The 20,406-nt window shown below is 34.1% G+C and carries 17 protein-coding genes, 1 CRISPR repeat array and 1 other annotated feature (1 of these 19 only partly in view); of the genes, 2 read left to right on the top strand and 15 right to left on the bottom strand.

Translation table 11 applies throughout. The annotated features are described in order from the left end of the window. Window positions 1-6: a binding site (T-box leader), on the bottom strand; it reaches 251 nt to the left of the window's first position. 639 nt (window positions 7-645) lie between these two features. Both IGI43_RS15070 and IGI43_RS15065 read right to left on the bottom strand, forming a co-directional pair. Beyond that, window positions 646-873 (bottom strand): hypothetical protein, encoded by a 228-nt coding sequence (locus IGI43_RS15070; RefSeq protein WP_438758597.1) that lies wholly within the window; start codon window positions 871-873, stop codon window positions 646-648. After that, window positions 874-1,245: a T7SS effector LXG polymorphic toxin gene (locus tag IGI43_RS15065; protein WP_438758596.1), complete on the bottom strand. Its 372-nt coding sequence runs from the start codon at window positions 1,243-1,245 to the stop codon at window positions 874-876. It abuts the gene before it with no gap. A gap of 919 nt (window positions 1,246-2,164) precedes the next feature. Here IGI43_RS15065 and IGI43_RS15060 point away from each other — a divergent pair. Continuing rightward, window positions 2,165-2,437 (top strand): hypothetical protein, encoded by a 273-nt coding sequence (locus IGI43_RS15060; RefSeq protein ID WP_438758595.1) that lies wholly within the window; start codon window positions 2,165-2,167, stop codon window positions 2,435-2,437. Between the two features lie 112 nt (window positions 2,438-2,549). Then, window positions 2,550-3,874: a CRISPR direct-repeat array (repeat unit 33 nt; unit sequence ATTTCAATCCACTCACTCAATAAAGAGTGAGAC). 167 nt (window positions 3,875-4,041) lie between these two features. Here the strand turns inward: IGI43_RS15060 and cas6 are convergent. From cas6 to IGI43_RS14995, 13 genes are all read right to left on the bottom strand, one after another. Then, window positions 4,042-4,923, bottom strand: a complete 882-nt coding sequence (gene cas6 / locus IGI43_RS15055; protein WP_438758594.1) for a CRISPR system precrRNA processing endoribonuclease RAMP protein Cas6 — start codon at window positions 4,921-4,923, stop codon at window positions 4,042-4,044. Then, window positions 4,916-5,716 (bottom strand): hypothetical protein, encoded by an 801-nt coding sequence (locus IGI43_RS15050; RefSeq protein ID WP_438758593.1) that lies wholly within the window; start codon window positions 5,714-5,716, stop codon window positions 4,916-4,918. The genes cas6 and IGI43_RS15050 overlap by 8 nt, the downstream gene beginning before the upstream one ends. Then, window positions 5,700-6,587, bottom strand: coding sequence for a hypothetical protein (locus IGI43_RS15045; protein ID WP_438758592.1), 888 nt, complete (start codon window positions 6,585-6,587; stop codon window positions 5,700-5,702). The genes IGI43_RS15050 and IGI43_RS15045 overlap by 17 nt, the downstream gene beginning before the upstream one ends. A 79-nt stretch (window positions 6,588-6,666) precedes the next feature. After that, a complete protein-coding gene (locus tag IGI43_RS15040; protein ID WP_438758590.1) occupies window positions 6,667-7,374 on the bottom strand; it encodes an RAMP superfamily CRISPR-associated protein in 708 nt (235 codons plus the stop codon). After that, on the bottom strand, window positions 7,371-9,428 hold the full coding sequence (locus tag IGI43_RS15035; protein WP_438758589.1) for a Cas10/Cmr2 second palm domain-containing protein: 2,058 nt from the start codon (window positions 9,426-9,428) through the stop codon (window positions 7,371-7,373). Before IGI43_RS15035 ends, IGI43_RS15040 begins: the two co-directional genes overlap by 4 nt. Continuing rightward, on the bottom strand, window positions 9,428-10,297 hold the full coding sequence (locus tag IGI43_RS15030) for a DUF6602 domain-containing protein (RefSeq protein ID WP_438758588.1): 870 nt from the start codon (window positions 10,295-10,297) through the stop codon (window positions 9,428-9,430). Before IGI43_RS15030 ends, IGI43_RS15035 begins: the two co-directional genes overlap by 1 nt. A 387-nt stretch (window positions 10,298-10,684) precedes the next feature. Further along, on the bottom strand, window positions 10,685-11,656 hold the full coding sequence (locus IGI43_RS15025) for a DUF1002 domain-containing protein (RefSeq protein ID WP_438758587.1): 972 nt from the start codon (window positions 11,654-11,656) through the stop codon (window positions 10,685-10,687). Window positions 11,657-11,940: 284 nt separating this feature from the next. Continuing rightward, window positions 11,941-13,179, bottom strand: a complete 1,239-nt coding sequence (locus IGI43_RS15020; protein ID WP_438758586.1) for a dicarboxylate/amino acid:cation symporter — start codon at window positions 13,177-13,179, stop codon at window positions 11,941-11,943. Window positions 13,180-13,196: 17 nt separating this feature from the next. Then, complete coding sequence (locus tag IGI43_RS15015) at window positions 13,197-13,919, bottom strand: aspartate/glutamate racemase family protein (protein ID WP_438758585.1); 723 nt, start codon at window positions 13,917-13,919, stop codon at window positions 13,197-13,199. Between the two features lie 14 nt (window positions 13,920-13,933). Further along, on the bottom strand, window positions 13,934-14,854 hold the full coding sequence (locus IGI43_RS15010) for an ABC transporter substrate-binding protein (protein ID WP_438758584.1): 921 nt from the start codon (window positions 14,852-14,854) through the stop codon (window positions 13,934-13,936). Window positions 14,855-15,458: 604 nt separating this feature from the next. Beyond that, a complete protein-coding gene (ptsP, locus tag IGI43_RS15005) occupies window positions 15,459-17,186 on the bottom strand; it encodes a phosphoenolpyruvate--protein phosphotransferase (protein ID WP_438758583.1) in 1,728 nt (575 codons plus the stop codon). Next, window positions 17,186-17,452: a phosphocarrier protein HPr gene (locus IGI43_RS15000; RefSeq protein ID WP_010773230.1), complete on the bottom strand. Its 267-nt coding sequence runs from the start codon at window positions 17,450-17,452 to the stop codon at window positions 17,186-17,188. Before IGI43_RS15000 ends, ptsP begins: the two co-directional genes overlap by 1 nt. A 173-nt stretch (window positions 17,453-17,625) precedes the next feature. After that, entirely contained in the window at window positions 17,626-17,817 is a 192-nt protein-coding gene (locus IGI43_RS14995) for a hypothetical protein (protein WP_438758582.1), read from the bottom strand. A 311-nt stretch (window positions 17,818-18,128) separates the two neighbouring features. Here IGI43_RS14995 and IGI43_RS14990 point away from each other — a divergent pair, with 311 nt between their 5' ends. Further along, window positions 18,129-20,384 (top strand): AAA family ATPase, encoded by a 2,256-nt coding sequence (locus IGI43_RS14990; protein ID WP_438758581.1) that lies wholly within the window; start codon window positions 18,129-18,131, stop codon window positions 20,382-20,384. Window positions 20,385-20,406 lie beyond the last annotated feature (22 nt).

The following is a 20,406-nucleotide window of genomic DNA, read 5'->3' as shown; positions in this document are numbered from 1 at the left end:
GTTTTTTTATTTATTTTTAATTATAATAGCAGATGAGGTGGTGGGTGTCAAATTGATAGATGAAGAATAAAAAAAATTTTTACTTAATCTTCAAGAAATCAAAACAGATTCATTATCAACTTCTTCTCTGTCGTTCTGAAGACTTTCCATATGCTTTTCCGTCATTCTAACCATTCTCATCGCAATTTTATCCCCATAATATGAACTAAAGTTTGTTTCCAAATAAACTCTCTTCTTTGATTTAGGTAAAATAAATTCTTTTTTACTGAAAAACTGGCTCCAATGGGATGGCAAAGTGTTTTTTTATTTTACTAATTTAATTTTTTTAATGCTTCCTTCGCATATGAAATATCCACCTCTAAATCTAAATCTGGAAATTTCTTCTGTAATTTTTCTAAAGTATCAATAAAATATTCACTTCGTAGATTTTCTGATATATCTTCAAACACTTCACTTATCCATTCTAATTGACTTTTAGGACAATTATTTAAATATTCAATCGTCGATTTTTCATCTTATGAGAATATTTGTGTCAATTCATCCCATATCTCACCAATTTTTGGATCATCTGGTATTAATTTTTTTCTCTCATTGATTAAACTTTCTATTTTTTCAGAATCGATCATTTTTAGTCTTCTCTTTCTTTTACGGTTGTTTAGAGTTATCAGGTATTATTGTTGTCACTTTGCCATCTCTCTTTATTATCCCAACTCTAACATCATCATAATCTCCAAATACCCACTGCCTATCAGGCAAATTCTTATTCTGTGGTAGATTATTTATGTGATTACCCGCGTCGCGAATTTTAGATTCATTCCATTCATTCACTCGGAAGTCTTCTTGAGTAATGTGATTTGGATCAATAACCCACATCTATCTTTTCGTTCCATATATGCTCATTTGTTGGTCAATATCACGTTTGACCTCTTCAAAACGAGCGATTTGTTCCAAAATTTCATCTTTGATCGTATCAATTCCACAAACCATGCTCTGATAGTCGCTTAGCAAGCGTTTATTCGCACTTTCTAGTGCTTCACCTGTCATTATAGCAGATTGGCACAACGGTGTGTACGCCACCATAAAATAGCTTTTCGCTGCATCATAGGCTTTACTGGTTAAGGGCGCTGATGAAAAAGACTGGATACTTGTCTGTAGTGAAGTGATTGCTTGGCTCGCTTGATTATTCATCCGAGCGGTTTGATTCGCTTGTGCTTGAACTTCACCGATATAAAAATCAAGTTCCATTTTGTTGTTCCTCAAGTTCTCTTTGCGCTTTTTTAGTCAGTTGTAAAGTAGGTTAAATTTGAAGGGTTTATAAAAAATTTTTTGTTATTTTTCCTTATATATAAGAGAGAGGATTTTAGGTGTTATTTAATCGCAGAATGTAAGATTTTTTATTGCGAATAGCTATTTATTTCGGTATACTAACATCTATAGGATAGAAATAATAAACAAGGAGAACATCAGACTTTCACTCAGCCAGAAATGAGCGAATTAGTGGCTGTTACTCCTAACGATAAAACTAAATAATTGGCACTTCCTGATCTGGCTACCAACCAAACTAGAGAAGTTTTGATTAAACAGCGTAACCTGCTTAAACAAATCGCCAATAGTGTACGTCAAATTCTTATTTTTACATACTTTTGTCTACCAGAAGACCGCAACTCTTCTCCTTTCAAGTACAAACGAGTAAAAATAGCCGTTCTTTGATTTGCCTATTGTCAACGATTGCAGGGAGTCTGTGATCGTTTTTTTGTTGCTATCCTATAAACTTTGAGAAAAAGAATCGACAATATGGTGACAACGTTCATTTTATTCACCTTGTACTTTTCATCATCTGCTCTGTCTTATTGCCAATCGCAGTGATTCAAAGCAAAATAGGCACTTCATCCACTGGTACCACCCAGTAAATGAAGCCCTGAATAGACAGCGTAACCTATCTATCCAAGTTGCCTGATTACTAGTACCGTAGCACTAGCTTCTTTATTGTACCTAATTTTTGTAAGAATTTCTAGACAGTTTTTGAAATTTCTTCAAATTGGGCTAAGAAACGCGCTATAGTCTGTTAGTCATCCCAACGATAGAGACGGCAATCTCTATCGTTTTTTCTTTTTCTCAATTGTTGATTGTTGCTTACATAAACAATAAAAAGGAGAACTAACTTATGAAAAATTCTGCACTTTGTATTAAAGCTGTTCCTTATCAGGATATTATTGATCTTAGAGATACGGTTGAACGATTGCAATCATGGCAAGAACCGCTGACGGTTTTAGAGAAGTATTTTACGAATCCAAATACGCCGATTAATAAGAAACAGGTTGTGAAAGATTATTATGCTTGTTCAAAACTTTTCCAAACTTTTAATACAGAGTTTAAAAAGCTCAACTTAACTGCTGAAAAACAAGTGTTGACCATTCAAAAGGGTCATAAACAATAGTAGCAAAGAAGTTAAGATAAGGTTATTTTTAGGTTTATTACCATTTTCTATTACATTCACTTAATAAAAAGTGAAAACGGCTAAATCTTACAAAGTATTAGCGAAAGCTCAAATTTCAATCCACTCACTCAATAAAGAGTGAGACGGTCACTAGACAAGGCGATAAATGAACTCAAGGCAATTTCAATCCACTCACTCAATAAAGAGTGAGACTGAAGACAAACTTAAAAATGATAGAATTATAAACATTTCAATCCACTCACTCAATAAAGAGTGAGACGCTTGTCTACGTTGCATTTTAACGACAATCCAGAAATTTCAATCCACTCACTCAATAAAGAGTGAGACCCGCATATGCAGCACTTACGATGCTTTAGGCATATTTCAATCCACTCACTCAATAAAGAGTGAGACGACCAGTGGCGTTAATGAATCAGCTAATACTGTCGAAATTTCAATCCACTCACTCAATAAAGAGTGAGACAAAACTACTACAAATATGATCAGGATGTCATTCATTTCAATCCACTCACTCAATAAAGAGTGAGACAGAGATTACGGATTAACCGAGGATTCTATTTTAAATATTTCAATCCACTCACTCAATAAAGAGTGAGACAAAAATCTGGCTGTAGCCCATGTTAATGAGGGACTAATTTCAATCCACTCACTCAATAAAGAGTGAGACCTGAAAAGACCGGTGAAGTTAAATCAAACGTTAGGATTTCAATCCACTCACTCAATAAAGAGTGAGACTTAGGTCAGGGCGATTGGAACAAAGCAAGATACGCAATTTCAATCCACTCACTCAATAAAGAGTGAGACGTGATCATCATCGGACCTTACCGCCTTTGCTTAGATTTCAATCCACTCACTCAATAAAGAGTGAGACCTTTCGGTCATTTTCTTATTCATGTTTATCCCCCTAATTTCAATCCACTCACTCAATAAAGAGTGAGACGTTCTAAAGCTTCTTTAGTCTTAATTTTTTTGATATTTCAATCCACTCACTCAATAAAGAGTGAGACATTGCTGAGAGCTTTGGGTATACCGGGAAATCAGCATTTCAATCCACTCACTCAATAAAGAGTGAGACGGAAAAAGATCGTGTCGATCCGATTCCGCATGTAAGATTTCAATCCACTCACTCAATAAAGAGTGAGACGTAGTAGATAGAATACAGAAATTAGGAGGAGAAGAAATTTCAATCCACTCACTCAATAAAGAGTGAGACGTTTTAGCTGATAGTAATAAGCGGCTTCTGCCTTAATTTCAATCCACTCACTCAATAAAGAGTGAGACACATTTGATCAAGTTGAAGCTGTTTCTGTAAAAATATTTCAATCCACTCACTCAATAAAGAGTGAGACTAATAACAATCAAAGTGATTCATCAAATAGAGCAATTTCAATCCACTCACTCAATAAAGAGTGAGACCGTGAAAATAGTTGATATTAGTAACATTTTGATATCTTTATTCATTAGAAATAACTTTAAGATTAAAATAAGATTAGAAAAACGAACGAATATCATCTATTTTCGACTAATTTTTGGTGCGGATCTCCTAGGGTTTTTATGTGCACTATAGGTTCGCACCTAAAAAATCAAACAATTGTTATATCAATTTTACCACAACCAAATGTAGTATTCCTACCAATATGTAGCAATTGTGCTAAATTTAACAACGGAATAAAGGGTGTTAAGTCACCTTCAAATGTTAACATACCTAAAATACCAGTAAAGTCCATTTTCTTATTTCGTCGTGTAGAATAACGTTTTAATTCATATGGATAAATCAATGATTCTGATAATGAAACAGCTTGAGCTAATAAACAAATATCTTCCACTTCCTTCAAGTCTACATGACCACCGTATCGTTCTGTTAATTCTATAATTCTTTTGGAAATATTTCGAATAATAGTGGCAAAATCTAGTTGCGTAACTAGTTTTCCTTTTCTTCTAATTCTTAAAGGTGTTTGCAATTGGATAGCGCACCTCTTCCCTTCTTGATACTCAGGAAAAATATCCACTGCATTATCTATCGCTGAAATTAATTTTGGCTGCTCACACTGCCAAATCAATGATAAATCTATCCCATGAAAAATACGATGTATACGAAATGGCAATCTTCTTGCGCCTAATTCTAATTTATTTCTTTCAGCTAGTATCGTGATGATTTTTTGATACCAAGAAGTCGCATGACCTAATAAAATAAATGAAAAAAACAACTTATCTCCTTTTTTGTACTTTTGCTTAGGTTTTGGTGGTTCAATAATATAAGGGTTCACTGTGTGTGCTGCAGAATGACTAGTATGATTATTTTCAAAAAGATCATAATAAACCTGTTTGTCTTTTTGTAAGGCCCAGCCTAATGCGCCCCTTAACGTAGAACCTAAAAATGAAGGTAATTCTCCATCTTCTTGACATTCCAAACAAATAAGTAATGGTAAATAAGTAAAGCTAAACAATGGCATTGACTTAGTCATTTTGTTGTCTAACCTCCGAAATTTCTATCATTCCATATGGCAATAATGTACTTTTATCAACAAATAAACCAGATTTAACTTCCTTCTCTGAATTAACCAAATGAGACAATAGCAAGCCTTTATAGCCACCAACGATCAATAGATATTTGTCAGTAGCCTGCTCAGATTTCTCTAATACTTGTTTTACCTGATTTTTTACACTAATAACTGTTGCATCATATTCTTTTTCAGTTGTCGCTTGTTCAAGTGTTTCATACCATTGCTTTAATAATTGAACTGACATTTTATGCTGTTGTTTTAAACAATTTATAATAGACTGCTGACTGAATAGTTGACCAGAAAGAGTGACATTTTCTTGACACATTTCAATGTCAATATTTTTAAAAAAAGTACCTACTTTTATTTTTTTTTCATCTGTAGCCAAGTATTGTACTTTGACCAATTTTTGTAAAATTATATGATGGTATGGAACCAAAATATCATCCACTAGTAATTTGTAAGTGCCTTCTATTCCTCTCTTTAATACACCTTTCATTGACGAACCTGGAATATAATACTGTATACGTTCCGAAGGTTGCTCATAGTTCTCATACATACCATAACGAGAAAATGGATAAATGATGCGAATGCTGTTTGTTGTTTCTACACTTTGATCTGACTCCCCCTGCTTTTCTCCACATTCCTGATTAACATTTCCCAGGTCATCAATGAAATATGCTTCCTTTTCTCTAGGTGAAAAAATGACTTTAGATAAGGTAGTTATCTTATAAGAATATTTAAGCAAATGATTCATATGTGACTCCTTTCAAATCAGGCATAGGATACAAAAAACTCTGCCCAAAGGTAATCGCGTTATTTTTTAAATGGGATGGGGTATTTATTGATTTGCTAATTTGTTCTTTCTGATTATTCTCTTGCGCAATTATGCTCCCCGCTCCAATAAAGCTAATAAACTGTTTCTTTGTTTTCTGATTTCTTTCACCATAATTTTCATACCCACGTCGTTCTGAAGTATAAATTTCAATAAAAGAGCGATCAAAATCAAACTGATTAGGTAAAAGCAAGCCTAGATTTAAAAATAGTTCTGCCTCTGGAAAAGCTAGATTTTCTTCTACTTTAATCGCTGAAATAGTATACAAATTTAAACCTTGAGAACTCCTTGGCCCTAATGTAAAAACTCGTTCTTCTACTTGTGCTTGTTCTATAAAAGAAAGCAACGGCTGAATTTTAGCATTCCCTGTGAAATAAAAACAAAATTCCGTTATCTTTTTAACACTATCCTTACTATTTTTTTCGATCACAGTAATTTCTGGTACTGAAAAAATATTTGGAGGTAATCCTGGCAAATCATATCGCAAACTTTCAATAGAAGCATGAATTTGTTGGCTATCTATGATCTGAACAAATGGGTAGATTTGAGCTATTTGTTTAGGATTTACGCAAGCCACCGTCAATTCTTTTTTTTGTAAAAAGTGACGTTTTTTTATATTTTTATATATGAGCTTTTCTCCTTCTATTCTGCTACTCAAATAAACTTTAGGAATAGGATAATAATTATTAGGTAATAAATTAGACAAGGAAAAATCCAATTGATATTCTTTTACCTGTTGAACAAATTGGCTAGCATGATCCTCCCCACTTTTTTCTGCATAAAGATAAGTCAATGCACCAAATAATTGATGAGAATCTGGTAAGTGCGTCATTCTCCCTAAACTTTCCATAGTAATTTTGTACGTCATTATTTTAGACATGACCCATGTCCTCCATTGCGGCAATAATCTCTACTCGACCGTAACCACGACTGCCAGAATTTCCTAAGCGATGAAAGCCTTCATTAAATAGTTGAAAACATTCTTCTAGAAGTGTAATAGTTAATTGGATAAACTTGTCCGGCTCTTCTAATTTATTTATATTTTGAAATAAAATACTGCCTTTGAAAGTAACATTGGGACAAACTGTTTTATAGGTTCGAGGCACAGCCGAAAGGTCATTGGATTGTTGATCGAAGCGCACAGAATTTTTTGAATCTATTGAAAAAATCGGCTGATTTGCTTCTTTCTTAATATTCATATCAGAGAATAGTAACTTAGGCGTTTGATTAAATCCTTCTATTCCAAATACATATTCTGCAGAAGCATTTTGTATAACAGATGCTACTTTTTCGTTCATTTTATCAAATTGTTCTTGTTCAATTTTAGGAAAATGCTTAGCTTCTTTTATTAACGTTTTTAAGTATTCTTGATAGATAATTGTCAGTTCTCTATACGCTTCGCTGTTTTCCAGTTGCTTGACTGAATGTCTTAAAGCACCTTTAAACGATGATCCTGGGATGTACGGATTCTCTTCATAGTCTGTTACTGTGTAAGAATCAATCCCACCTATCTCATAAGCTGTAGGCGATCCTCCGATAAATAGGTTAGATTTAGTCGTAATACTCACTGGTAGTTTCATTTTTTTCCTCCTTTTTTTATTTTTGTTTTAAATGTAATGCTTAGTTGATCTAATTTATAAAAAAGTAATAAGCTGTCTATCACATCATTTGTCCATTCCCCAGAAGCCATTTTCTCCTCTAAACGCACCTTATCAAAACACAAATTTGATGGTGCTCTATTCAATAATTCACGTTTTTCATCAATCTCTTGAATCTCTTCTTTTGTTTGTGTATTCATTGACTGAATCATTGCAATGCTTCTTTGATAACTCTCTGGTGTTCTTTCTTTTTCTAATTTCTTTAATCGATAAAACATAGATGAACCGATACGAAGTTTTCGATGAACCTGGGGCCGATGTTTTATTCTATTTGAAGAAGGTTTGTAGCTTTCTTTTTTTATAAATAAACTACCTAAAGACTGGGGATTTTCTACCTGTAAAGAATGCGTATATAAATAATCTATAGAACGATTTAATAAAAGAGTCGCACCTTTCTGCTGTAAGGTCTTGGGATATTTTTCTTTTACATTATTCTCTAGTGTAATTAATTGAAAACGAGGGGTAGAAAAAATCAAAAATAAACGCAGATAAGTTCTCAATTTTTCGAGATGTTTATTATCAAAAACTAATTTTTTCCCTCTTCCTTCTCTTTTTTCCTTTGGCTCTGACAATAATTCAATTAAAATCGTTAATAATGTAAATTCCGCTTTTTGTAGTTCCCAATCATTGCTGCTCCATGTTTGGGGCAATAAGTGATTAATAACAACATTAGAGCATCTCAATGGCTGCTCTGTGATTTCTGGTGTCGTAATTTTCTCTAAAAGGGTATAGAAAAAGCGATTGCCCGCTAAATCATCCTTTTGTTTGTCTTCAAGTACTTTTAACGCTGTATTCATCTTTCTGATTGTTTGTACAAATAAATAATAGCTTAACTTATCCGACTGTTTTTTCCAGAACACACTTTGATATTCTTTGTCTAAGATATCAAAAAACACCGCATGATTCAGGCATATTTTTATATGAGATGCCGTGAATGGGACATTTTCTACTAAGGGTGCATACTCTTTTTTTGCAGTATCTAATTGTAAATTTACTCGTTCATAATAGTAGCGAAGCGGCTCACGATTAAAACTAATATCTATGCCTATACTTGCTGATAAGTTTGGAATGTTAGTTTGAAATTGATTATTAAGACAATCAATTTTATTATTTAGTTCATAAAGAATTTCTTTACATAGTGTAATCCCATTCAATAAGTGCGGGATCGCCACTATAAAGAAAATATCGTCTCCTGCAACATAAAGTGGGAAAATCTTAAAATTATTTTCTTTGCTTGTATTATTTTTTACATGCTCGTTTACCTTCTTGGTTAATCGATGCAATGTTGGTAATGAAATCACTTCATTTAAAATATCGCTTAGCTGCACATATTGCTGACAGCTTTTCATCTTTTTAAACAGCAACCCCATCCCATCTAAATCCGCCTTTATGACCGCAGTTCGAAAATGATTGTTATTTACTTCTATCAGTTCTGTTTCTGGGGACAAGTCATTTATCGTTTCAGAAAAATAAGGATACTCAGTCAATGGTATTTCACTTCGTTTATCTGCTCTTTCTAGCTCCTTAGAATAGGTAAATAGAAGCTCTTGATTACGATTAATGATGCTGTTTAAACATTGGCTTTGTTTTAATTCACTTGTACACTGCTGAATTGCCTTTAATTGATCGCCTTGAAACGGTGCAGAAGGAATACAGATATATTTTAATAATAATTGTCCCTGCAACTCCACATAATATTTTTGAAACAGATCATCTAACAAAGAAAATACTTCTGCTTGAGATAAGCCTGTTGTAAAAATATACTTTCCAGAACAAGACAATAAATAATGATTCTCTTCTTTTGAAAATCTTTCTTGAATATCTTCTTGAAATTTACTTGAGACAAATTCTGAAGATGAAATAACCTGACTTAATGTTTTATTATTTGTCTGGTTTTCCTGTGCTTGGCTACTTAATTTGTAGTACAAAAACGTTTGAACTTTGTCAATCGAAACAGCAACAACATTCTTTTTCACTAATTTCCACCTACTTTTGGTGCATTCTTTTGAAACATTTTTACATATTTTCTATGAGGAAACATCATTGGATTGTTAATTAGCATTAATAATTGGTTTAACTGAAAATGAAAGGATAGTAATGGATTCCCCTCAATTTTATATTCTTTTAGTGTTACTGTTTCCAGGTCTGTTCCTTTTTCTTTTACTTTTTCTAGCTTTTCATCATTAGAGTCTATTGTATGAAAATTTAATGCCGTAAACCATTCCCACAATGTGCGATCAGGAGCATAATCAATTAAGATTTTTTGGGTATTTGCATTTGTCGAAAGAATAATATCAAAGTATTTTTCTAAATAGGCTTTTTTCTTAGTATCAGGAATACTTTTTACACATAAAATCCGAATAGGTCGTGTGGATTGTTGAGTAGAGGCAGCCTCTGTAGAAATATAACTTGCTAACCGAGCAATGCTTTCATTATGTGTTTTTAATTGCTGGATTGCTTCGTACCAAGGTTTAATTATTTTATCCTCTGGAACAACGCTCTTACATTCCACTACAATAGCAACAGCTTCGATAGGAATAAACTTTATTTTCCCATAGCAAAAAATATATGGGGTATACATTTCGTCTATAATGGCTAAATCAACTTCTCGAGAAATTTGTCCTTCTGAATCAATAATAAAAACCGAATGCTCAATCACAAATTTTTTAGGAATCGACTGTCTAAACAGATCCTGCCAAATTATTTCTCTCATAGTACCAATCGTTGTGCCATGTTTGTCATGAACCATATCTAATTGAGCAACAATTGATTTTTCCAATTGCTCATAATTTTTCCAAATATTTTTTATAACCGTCTCCCCTGTTAATACTTGTTCATCTGACATAATAAACACTTCCTAAAATATAAATAATATGTATTTAATTATATCATCAAAATAACATAATATGAACATTTGAAAAAAATTAAATGTCAATTTATCAGCTCATTGTTCTTATTTTATATTACGGTCACAGTTTAATAGTGAAAAATCTTTATGTTTACTAAAACTTCAATTAAAGTTATTTCGCCGACACATGTGAAAAAAAGATGTTATCTTAAATTGAAGATAGGAATCATACTAATCGATTTCATTCTTTGGATTTTCTTCACCAACATTAGTTAGTTGATAAAGAACCAAAAAAAATAATCCAGATACCAATCAAGTTGACTGGTATCTGGATTTTTCGTTAGGACTTACGTCCCAAACGCATCAAATCTTGCTTATACGATCTTATTTCCCAGTAATCGAATCCCAAAGTCCACTAAAGAATCCTTTGATATTCGCCCAAAGTCCTTTAGATTTCTCTTGAATTTGTTCTTTCGTTTTAGACAAATCTAATTGATTCACAAAGTCTTCAAAAATATTTTTATCTTTCATATCGCTCATTAAGGTGGTCAATTCTTTGACCTGATCTGTTGACATGACATCTTTGATTCCTTGACTTTGCAAAGCATTTTCAACGGTTTGTTGAATATCTGCTTGGGTTAGATTTTTACCATCAGCAGTTTTTGCAGCGAGTTCTTTTTTCGCTTGTTCTTGTGCTGCATTTAAAGCTTTATCAGAATAACCGTCTTTGTCTTTATTTTCTTCTGTGATTTTAGACAGTACGTCCATTTCATCTTGGGCTACGCCTACGCGATCTCGATTGATGATTCCACCAGATTCTTCGACAATTTTATAGACGCCCGCTAAGGCTCCCGATCCATCGATCGGTACTGCTGAAGCAACTGTTAGCTTAGCATCTGATATACCAGCTGTTAGTGCTGCATTTTGATATTGGGCTTCTGTAATTTTTGTGATATTTTTAGGCGTTGCAATATCTACAGAGATTCCAGAACCTTTTTTCTGTGTTTCCATACGAACAGAGCTGTAAACAGCCCATTCTGGTGTAAATCCACCATCAGGAATAAAACTCATCAAATCTTGTCCTGTCGTTGTATATTGTGGTGTTTCGCCTTTAATTCCTAATTCTTTTAAAGTAAAATCTTTTTGTTCTTGTGTCAATGCATTTCCCAATGCAACCGCATTGATTTGTAATTCTTGCTCAGAACTTTGGGTTGTTTCCGTATTACTGGAACTGACTGATGAATTTTCTACTGAACTGCTTTGTGCAGTTGCAAAAGCTGTTTTTCCATTGTATAAACCTGTAGAAATCAAAAGTATTGTCATTGCTACAGCGAGTTTTTTTTGTGTATATTTCATAGTAACCTCCTAAAGATTTACTTGTTGATTACTATACAACAATCAGTTTAGTTATTCCTTAAGTATGCTCAGTTTTAAGAAAATTTTATTATCTTTGCTGATCCAAAAATACACCCTTTTTTGTGAGTAAACCTATAACACAAACGTTTTTCTTAAAAAGGATTCATTTTAAATCGTTCAAAACTAAATAAGGACAAACGCAACATCTTCAAAATAGGATTAGATTTCCAAGATCAATTAGGTATCTAACTTATTTTCGAAGTGTAAACTTTTGTCCTAAATTTCTAGAAATTATTCGATTCAAAAATATTTCTATCAAACTCATCTGTTTTAATACCAACAATAATTGATGAATAGACATTTCCCATAACATTTAGTGGTGCTCTTGTTAAAGAATAGAAATAATCTAAACCTGCAAAAATAGCTACCCCTTCAATCGGAATACCGATCATTTGAAAAACAATTGCCATAGAAACAATTCCACCACCTGGAACGCCTGGATTTCCGAAAGATGCAACGACTGAAAATACTCCTAACAAAATAAGATTTTGTGTTGTAAATTGGATATCAAATACAGATGCACAAGCTACAGCAGAAACAATATTCGAGATCGGTGAACCGTTTGTATTTAATGCATTCCCTAAAGGCAAAACAAAATCAGATATTCGTTCTTTAACACCCATTTTTTTAGGTACATCACCCAAGGATACTGGTAATGTTATAGCCGAAGAAGTAGTCGTCACAGCTATTAACATAATATTTAGACTGTTTTTAAGAAGTTTAACAATACTTAATCGATACCTTATAGCAATATAGAGAGTATACAAAACGAAGAATATAATATCTAATACACTTACAATTATAATTACCTGAACAAGTGATTTCAATGCCTCTATCCCACTTGTTCCAATGACACCAGCAAGCATCGCCGAAATCCCGATTGGTGCATAAACCATCACAATGGAAACGATCTTCATGATGACTTTTCTTAAACCTAATATCAACTCATAAAGTGCATTCACACTTTCAAAACTTTCTTTCATTATATTTACAGAAATTCCAAATAAAGCTGCAAAAACAATAATTTGAACGATCACGCCATCTGCAAGTGCACCAACTGCATTATCTGGAATAAAATTTACAATGGTTTCTTGAATATTACCACCAGCAACCGCTCCTTTATATGCATCTGAATCTGGTGCAGTCAAGGTTAAATTAATCGGGATTATTTTTACTGTTATAATCGATAAAATAGCCGCCAAAGAAGTGCTGACAAAAAATACACTCAATGTTTTGAGCCCAACTGTCTTTAATTCCTTTAAAGGTAAGGAAGCTGTTGCTTCAACAATCGAACAAAAAATTAACAAAGGCACACACATCTTGACTAATCTCAAAAAGATATCACCTAAAAACTTTAGACTTTCCGCATTTTCTCCTATTACAAAGCCTATGATCAAGCCTATTATAGAACCGATAACAATCCTTGTAGATAAACTAGAGTTTTTTATTTTATTTAAAATCATTTTACTCATACTCCTTTTCAGTCAACAAAATAGTCACTAATTTTTTGTGGTGGATAATTAAATTTACCAATCTTACTTTGCGATAGATTACACTCTACAAATAATTTAGCTAATTTTACTGATACTGAAACAGGATCTATAACTGGAATTCCTATTTCTTCGCTTAATGAATCAGCATACATAGCAAATCTAGCACCACCTAATACAACGGCCTCCGCACCATCTTCTTCGATCATTTTGATGATTGTGTTTTTTAGCGATTCTTTTACAGTATTGTTTGTGTTCACATTTTCCGTATCCATTTCAATACCTCGCACTGATGCAAGTTTGCCTTCTAAACGAAGTAAATGTGTAAGATCTTCTTGATAAGGTACATTTTGTTTAAAAACAGTTAAAATTGAGTATCTATGCCCTAGCATGGTAGCAATGACTTGTGATCCTTCTGCTATTGATATAACTGGAATAGCTAATGCTTCTTTTAAAGCAAAGAAGCCAAAATTTCCGAACCCAGCTAATACGATTGCGTCTGGTTTCACTTCCTCTGTATAATCTAGGAGTCCTCGCACAAACGACCATACAGATTGATAATCACCAAATGTACAATCGATATGTTTAGAACCTTTTGGATTAGTATATGGGATCAATTCCACTGATGAATCATTAAACCCTTTTTCTGCTGATTTCATTAAAACATTTGTTAATTCTGTATTGCTATTTGGATTAGCCACAATAATTTTCATTTAAATCTCCTTTTTCATAAACTTAATTTGTTTTTAGAATATAGATATGGCCGGTTATCAACTAACTGTTCATAGGCTATTTTTCGATCTAATACGTCTCCTAGTATCAAATAATCTTGCCACCGATCAACTTCTTGATACTCAATATTTATTGTCGAACGCCACATCCCCTCTTTTATAAACATATCAATTGTCTTGATACCGTCATCAACGGAAATCGCTGGCCAATTCTTTTTAATGATATTTCTACACGCTTCTCCTCCATTTTCTAACAAATAAGATGTTCCTTTTTGAAGCCCAACAGCGAATTTTTCAAATTCATCTAATTTACTTTCAACTGTTTCAGGTAAACCGTAATAAACACTCCACGGTATATTACTTCCTTTTCTAGTTAAATCACAAAAATTAAATCCTACCTGTCGATCAATCATAGAATGAGCAACATCTGGTTGGACAACAATAAAATCACCAAATCCTTTTTCAAAAAGATCACAGATCATAGAGGTTGAGAAATCATGAATAAATCGAATTTTGCTTGGGTCAGCACCACCTTCTCGAGCGCTACCGACAGTCATTAAATAATGACCAGCTCCGTCACCTCCAGAAACAAGTACTCTTTTTCCTTCTAAATTCTTCCAATCAAATCCCCCTGTCAATCTTTCTCTTGAAAGAATAACTAATGGACACTTAGACGCTATTTTTGCAACTGACGTGTATTTTTGAATATCCTGAGAATAAATCATCGGCAGCCACATTCCACCTAACACAACATCTGCCTGTCCATTTTCTAAATCATCAAGCCCTTTTGTCCAAGGATCAGGTAAATATGAACAAATGTTTAGGTTTTGCTCTTCAAAGAATCCTTGTTGTTCAGCAATATACTGTGGCATATAGTTCATTGATAATCCTGTTGCAGCAATTGTAAATGTAGTCAATTTATAAACGCTCCTTTTATACTATATTTAGGTTTTTATAGCATTAAATGCTAATTGTCCCTTGTGACCCGCTATTATAATTTTGTGGCTATTTGATTCAGTTGATATTTTGTACGTTTAAAATCAATCATTTCATTTTTCAACTCAAATTCAAATAAGACGTTTTTTCTATTTCTATACTTCTAGATATATTTTTCTAACTAACTCTCCCTAAATTGTAAGCGTTCTCCATTTTTATTTCATTGAACTATTTTACATTTTATTTATATTATTTGTTTAAAATAACCATTTATTACTAATTTTATACAAAAAACGATATATTATATATAATATATCGGTATAATAAGGCTATTTAAAAACTGTTTTGATGTACGATAATACACTTTTTTGGCAGCTTTCAAAAAGTATGTTGAAATTGTCAATTACTATTATCGATCGTAATTGCTGCTCTGACACAACAAACATGCTTAAAAGTGCTGAAGCTTGAAGAATCACATTTTTAACAAATGTAAATTTATCTCTTTTGTCTCAGCATAATTGGTAAAATAAAAAGGCTTTCGCCATTCAGAACGGATTCTAAATGACGAAAGCCTTTAATACTTATTTATTTTGTATAATCTTTAACCAAGTCAATAACTTCTTCCATTGTATCGCAGTCATTTAATGCACGATCCGCAAGTTCAGCCATTTTCTTAGTATCTAGACGTTTCATCAAGCTACGTGTTTGAAGAATAGATGTCGCACTCATTGAGAACTCATCTAAGCCCATTCCTACCAATAATGGTACAGCCATTTGATCGCCACCCATTTCTCCACACATACCAGTCCATTTACCCTCTGCATGAGATGCGTCAATCACGTTTTTGATCAAACGTAAAATCGATGGGTTATATGGTTGGTACAAGTAAGAAACGCGTTCATTCATACGGTCTGCTGCCATTGTGTATTGAATCAAATCATTTGTTCCAATACTGAAGAAATCAACTTCTTTGGCGAATTTATCAGCAATTACAGCGGCTGCAGGAATTTCGATCATGATACCAACTTGAATCGTATCAGAAACTTTTGTTCCTTCAGAAACTAATTTTGCTTTTTCTTCGTCAAAGATTTTCTTCGCTGCTCTAAATTCTTTTAATGTTGCAACCATTGGGAACATGATACGTAAGTTACCATGAACAGAAGCACGAAGTAACGCACGCATTTGTGTGCGGAACATTTCGTCGCCACGTTCAGATAAACTGATACGTAATGCACGGTAACCTAAGAACGGGTTCATTTCATGTGGTAATTGCAGATAAGGTAATTCTTTATCTCCACCAATATCCATTGTACGAACCACGACAGGTTTGCCGTTCATTCCTTCAAGAACTGCAGTGTAAGCTGTATATTGTTCATCTTCCGTTGGGAAATCAGGAGAATCCATATAAAGGAATTCTGTACGATATAACCCAACAGCTTCAGCACCATTGTTGTGTACGCCATCTAAATCTTTAGGTGTACCAATGTTTGCAGCTAACTCGATATGTTTACCGTCAGCAGTAACTGTCTCAGCATTTTTTAATTTTTCCCATTCAACTTTAAGATCAGCATACGCTTTTCCTTTTGCTTCAAAATCAGATTTTTCAGCATCAGTTGGATGAATGATAACATCGCCATCAATTCCATTAACAGCTAAAATGTCGCCTTCTTTCACTTTAGCAGTGATTTCTTTTGTTCCTACAATTGCAGGAATTTCAAGAGAGCGAGCCATGATCGCTGAATGTGATGTACGTCCGCCAATATCCGTTACAAATGCTTTCACATAGGTACGGTCCAATTGAGCAGTATCACTTGGTGTTAAGTCATGGGCAACCACAACAACTTCTTCGTTGATCATTGAAGGATTTGGAAGAGTAACACCTAATAAATGAGCTAAAATACGTTTGGCAACGTCACGAATATCAGCAGCACGTTCTTGCATGTAGGCATTATCATCCATTGCTTCAAACATACCGATATACATATCCGTTACTTCTTTTAACGCAGATTCAGCATTCACTTTGTTATCTTGTATATTTTGTTTGATTTGACCGATCATTTCAGGATCAGATAAAACCATCAAATGAGCATCAAATACTTGAGCTTCTTCTTCACCAAGGCTTTGCGCTGCTTTTTCTCTGATTGCTTTTAACTCAGTCGTAGATTTTGCTAGAGCATCATCTAAACGGCTTTCTTCAGCAGATGAATCATCTACAGATTTTTTGTCAAAAGATAAATCAGGTTGAACTAACAGGTAAGCTTTAGCAATAGCAACACCATCACTTGCGGCAATTCCCTTTAGCATTTCAGACATTATTCTGACAGTCCTTCTTTTTTCATAGTGTCTACGATTGCTGCTAATGCATCAGCTTCATCAACACCGTCAACTGAGATTGTTACGTCTGAACCTTGACCAACACCTAAAGACATAACGCCCATGATTGATTTAAGGTTAACAGATTTACCTTTGTATTCTAAGTTAATATCTGAGTTGAATTTACTTGCAGTTTGTACTAATAATGTAGCTGGACGAGCGTGAATCCCTGTTTCTGCTACGATGTGAAATTCTTTCTTTTCCATATAAATCGGTCTCCTTCATAAGTAAAATAATTTTTTATGTTAGGGTTTTCCTTTCTTGACACGTTTCAAAAGAAACTAGAATCTGGATAATACCCTTTCAATTTTTAAGATTACCATTTTTTGTGAGTAGTTACAACACTTTTCCCCTTTTTTTTATCAATTGAAATGATCAATTATTTTTCTTCCTTCATATAACGATATATAATTCGTCCATTTAATCCAGCTTCCCCAACAAAAGACATTCTATCTGGTAAATTTTTCCAAACCTCTCTAAAGATTGTAAAATCTTTTGACTCTATAGTAAGTTCAGAAATAGTCCCTTCTTTTAAGGCATTGATTTGTTCTTCAAACGGATTTTCATGCATTGATTGATCACAGCTTTCACTTTTATTTTTGGACTGAAGATATTGTATGACAAAAATAGATATTTGTCTAAATTATACTGACGATCTAAAATAAGCAAATCTTACTATTTTCATAAGAATAAACCAAGTATCCTGTTACAGTGATTCTTCCTATTATTCATCCTGCTAATTAAAAGTTCAATTGCTTGATTCTTCTTCAAAAAATGCTATAATATCCTCAAAGGTCAAAAATGGTCAACAAACCATTTGACTTTGTAAAAAGGACTTTAATCTAAAATTTAGTCTCATTTTGAAAGGACGTGTTTTATCCTATGATCTGTCAAAATTGTCAACACAATCCAGCAACGATTCACTTATATGCAAATGTTAATGGTCAAAGAAAACAATTAGACTATTGCCAAAGTTGCTATCAAAAATTAAAAGCACAAGCAAATGATAATCAACCAACCATGTCTCAACAAGATCCATTTGGTTTTGGAAGTTTAGATGATTTATACCGTTCCCTCTCTCGTCAAATGCAAGAACAACAAGGAAATCCTAATGGTCAAGTCCCACCTACTCAATTTGGTGATGGCAACGGCTTTAATGGCGGTCAGCCTCCAAGAGGTGGTGCAAACCAAACTGATGGTTTATTAGGAGAATACGGTATCAATATCACTCAAGCTGCTAGAAACGGCGATGTCGATCCTGTTGTCGGCCGTGATGAAGAAATAAAACGTGTGATTGAAATCTTAAATCGCCGAACTAAAAACAATCCTGTCTTAATCGGTGAACCTGGTGTTGGTAAGACAGCCGTTGTCGAAGGTTTAGCACAAAAAATCGTCGATGGTGATGTCCCACAGAAATTATTGGACAAAGAAGTCATTCGTTTAGATGTCGTTTCATTAGTTCAAGGTACAGGTATCCGAGGTCAATTTGAAGAACGGATGCAAAAGCTGATCGATGAAATCAAGCAAGCAGAAAATATCATCTTGTTCATCGATGAAGTTCACGAAATCGTTGGAGCAGGTGCTGCCGGTGACGGTAATATGGATGCTGGCAATATTTTAAAACCAGCGCTTGCTCGGGGTGAGTTGCAAATGGTTGGAGCAACTACCTTAAATGAGTATCGCATCATTGAAAAAGACGCTGCTTTAGAGCGACGTATGCAACCTGTACGTGTCGATGAACCGACTGTAGATGAAACAATTGCCATCCTTAAAGGGCTGCAAAAACGCTATGAAGATTATCATCATGTAAAATATACTGACGAAGCAATTAAAGCTGCTGCAACTTTATCGAATCGTTACATTCAAGACCGATTCTTACCTGACAAAGCAATCGATTTATTAGACGAATCTGGTTCTAAAATGAACTTAACGATCCAAATCGTTGATCCTAAGACGATCGAGAAAAAACTTGCAGATGCTGAACAACAAAAACAGCAAGCTTCAGCAGAAGAAGATTTTGAAAAAGCAGCTTACTACCGCGATCAAATCAACAAATTGCAAACAATGAAAGATAAGCAGATCAGCGATGAAGAAACACCTGTGATCGATGAAAAAAGTATCGAAGCGATCGTGGAACAAAAAACAGGTATTCCTGTTGGCGATCTAAAAGAAAAAGAACAAACACAACTGAAAAACCTAGCTGTCGACTTGAAAGCTCATGTCGTCGGACAAGATGATGCAGTCGATAAAGTTTCAAAAGCAATTCGTCGTAACCGCGTCGGTTTAGGCAAACAAAATCGTCCAATCGGTTCTTTCTTATTCGTCGGACCGACAGGTGTTGGTAAAACAGAATTAGCAAAACAATTGGCTTATGAATTATTCGGCTCAGAAGATTCAATGATCCGTTTTGACATGAGTGAATATATGGAAAAACATAGTGTATCTAAATTGATTGGGTCACCTCCTGGTTATGTTGGATATGATGAAGCCGGACAATTAACGGAAAAAGTTCGCCGCAATCCTTATAGCTTGATTTTATTAGATGAAATCGAGAAAGCACATCCAGATGTGCTGCATATGTTCTTACAAATCCTCGATGATGGTCGTTTAACAGATGCCCAAGGTAGAACAGTTAGTTTTAAAGACACGATCATTATCATGACAAGTAATGCTGGTACGGGCAATGTAGAAGCAAATGTCGGATTTGGTGCTGCTCGAGATGGGCTCACAAAATCTGTCTTAGGACAATTGAATAACTTCTTTACCCCGGAATTCTTAAACCGTTTCGATGGAATCGTTGAATTCAAAGCCTTGAGCAAAGAAAACTTGATGAATATCGTTACATTGATGTTAGACGAAGTCAATAATTTACTTGCCCATCAAAAAATTCATATTGAAGTAACCACTGATGTCAAAGAAAAATTAGTTGATTTAGGATACGATCCTGCAATGGGCGCTCGACCACTTCGTCGGACGATCCAAGAACAAATCGAAGACGGGATTGCCGAATATTTCCTAGATCATCCAGAAGACCATCAATTGATAGCTAAATTAGATGATGACGGAAAAATCATTGTTACTGGAAAAACCACTGAGAAACCCAGTGATACCAGTGAAGTCACGACAGAAGAAGAATAAAAAGTGAAGTCAATCAGGCAAA

This window comes from Enterococcus sp. AZ126 (assembly GCF_051714545.1).
Taxonomy (GTDB): Bacteria; Bacillota; Bacilli; order Lactobacillales; family Enterococcaceae; genus Enterococcus_L.
This window is presented reverse-complemented; position numbering and strand designations above follow the sequence as displayed.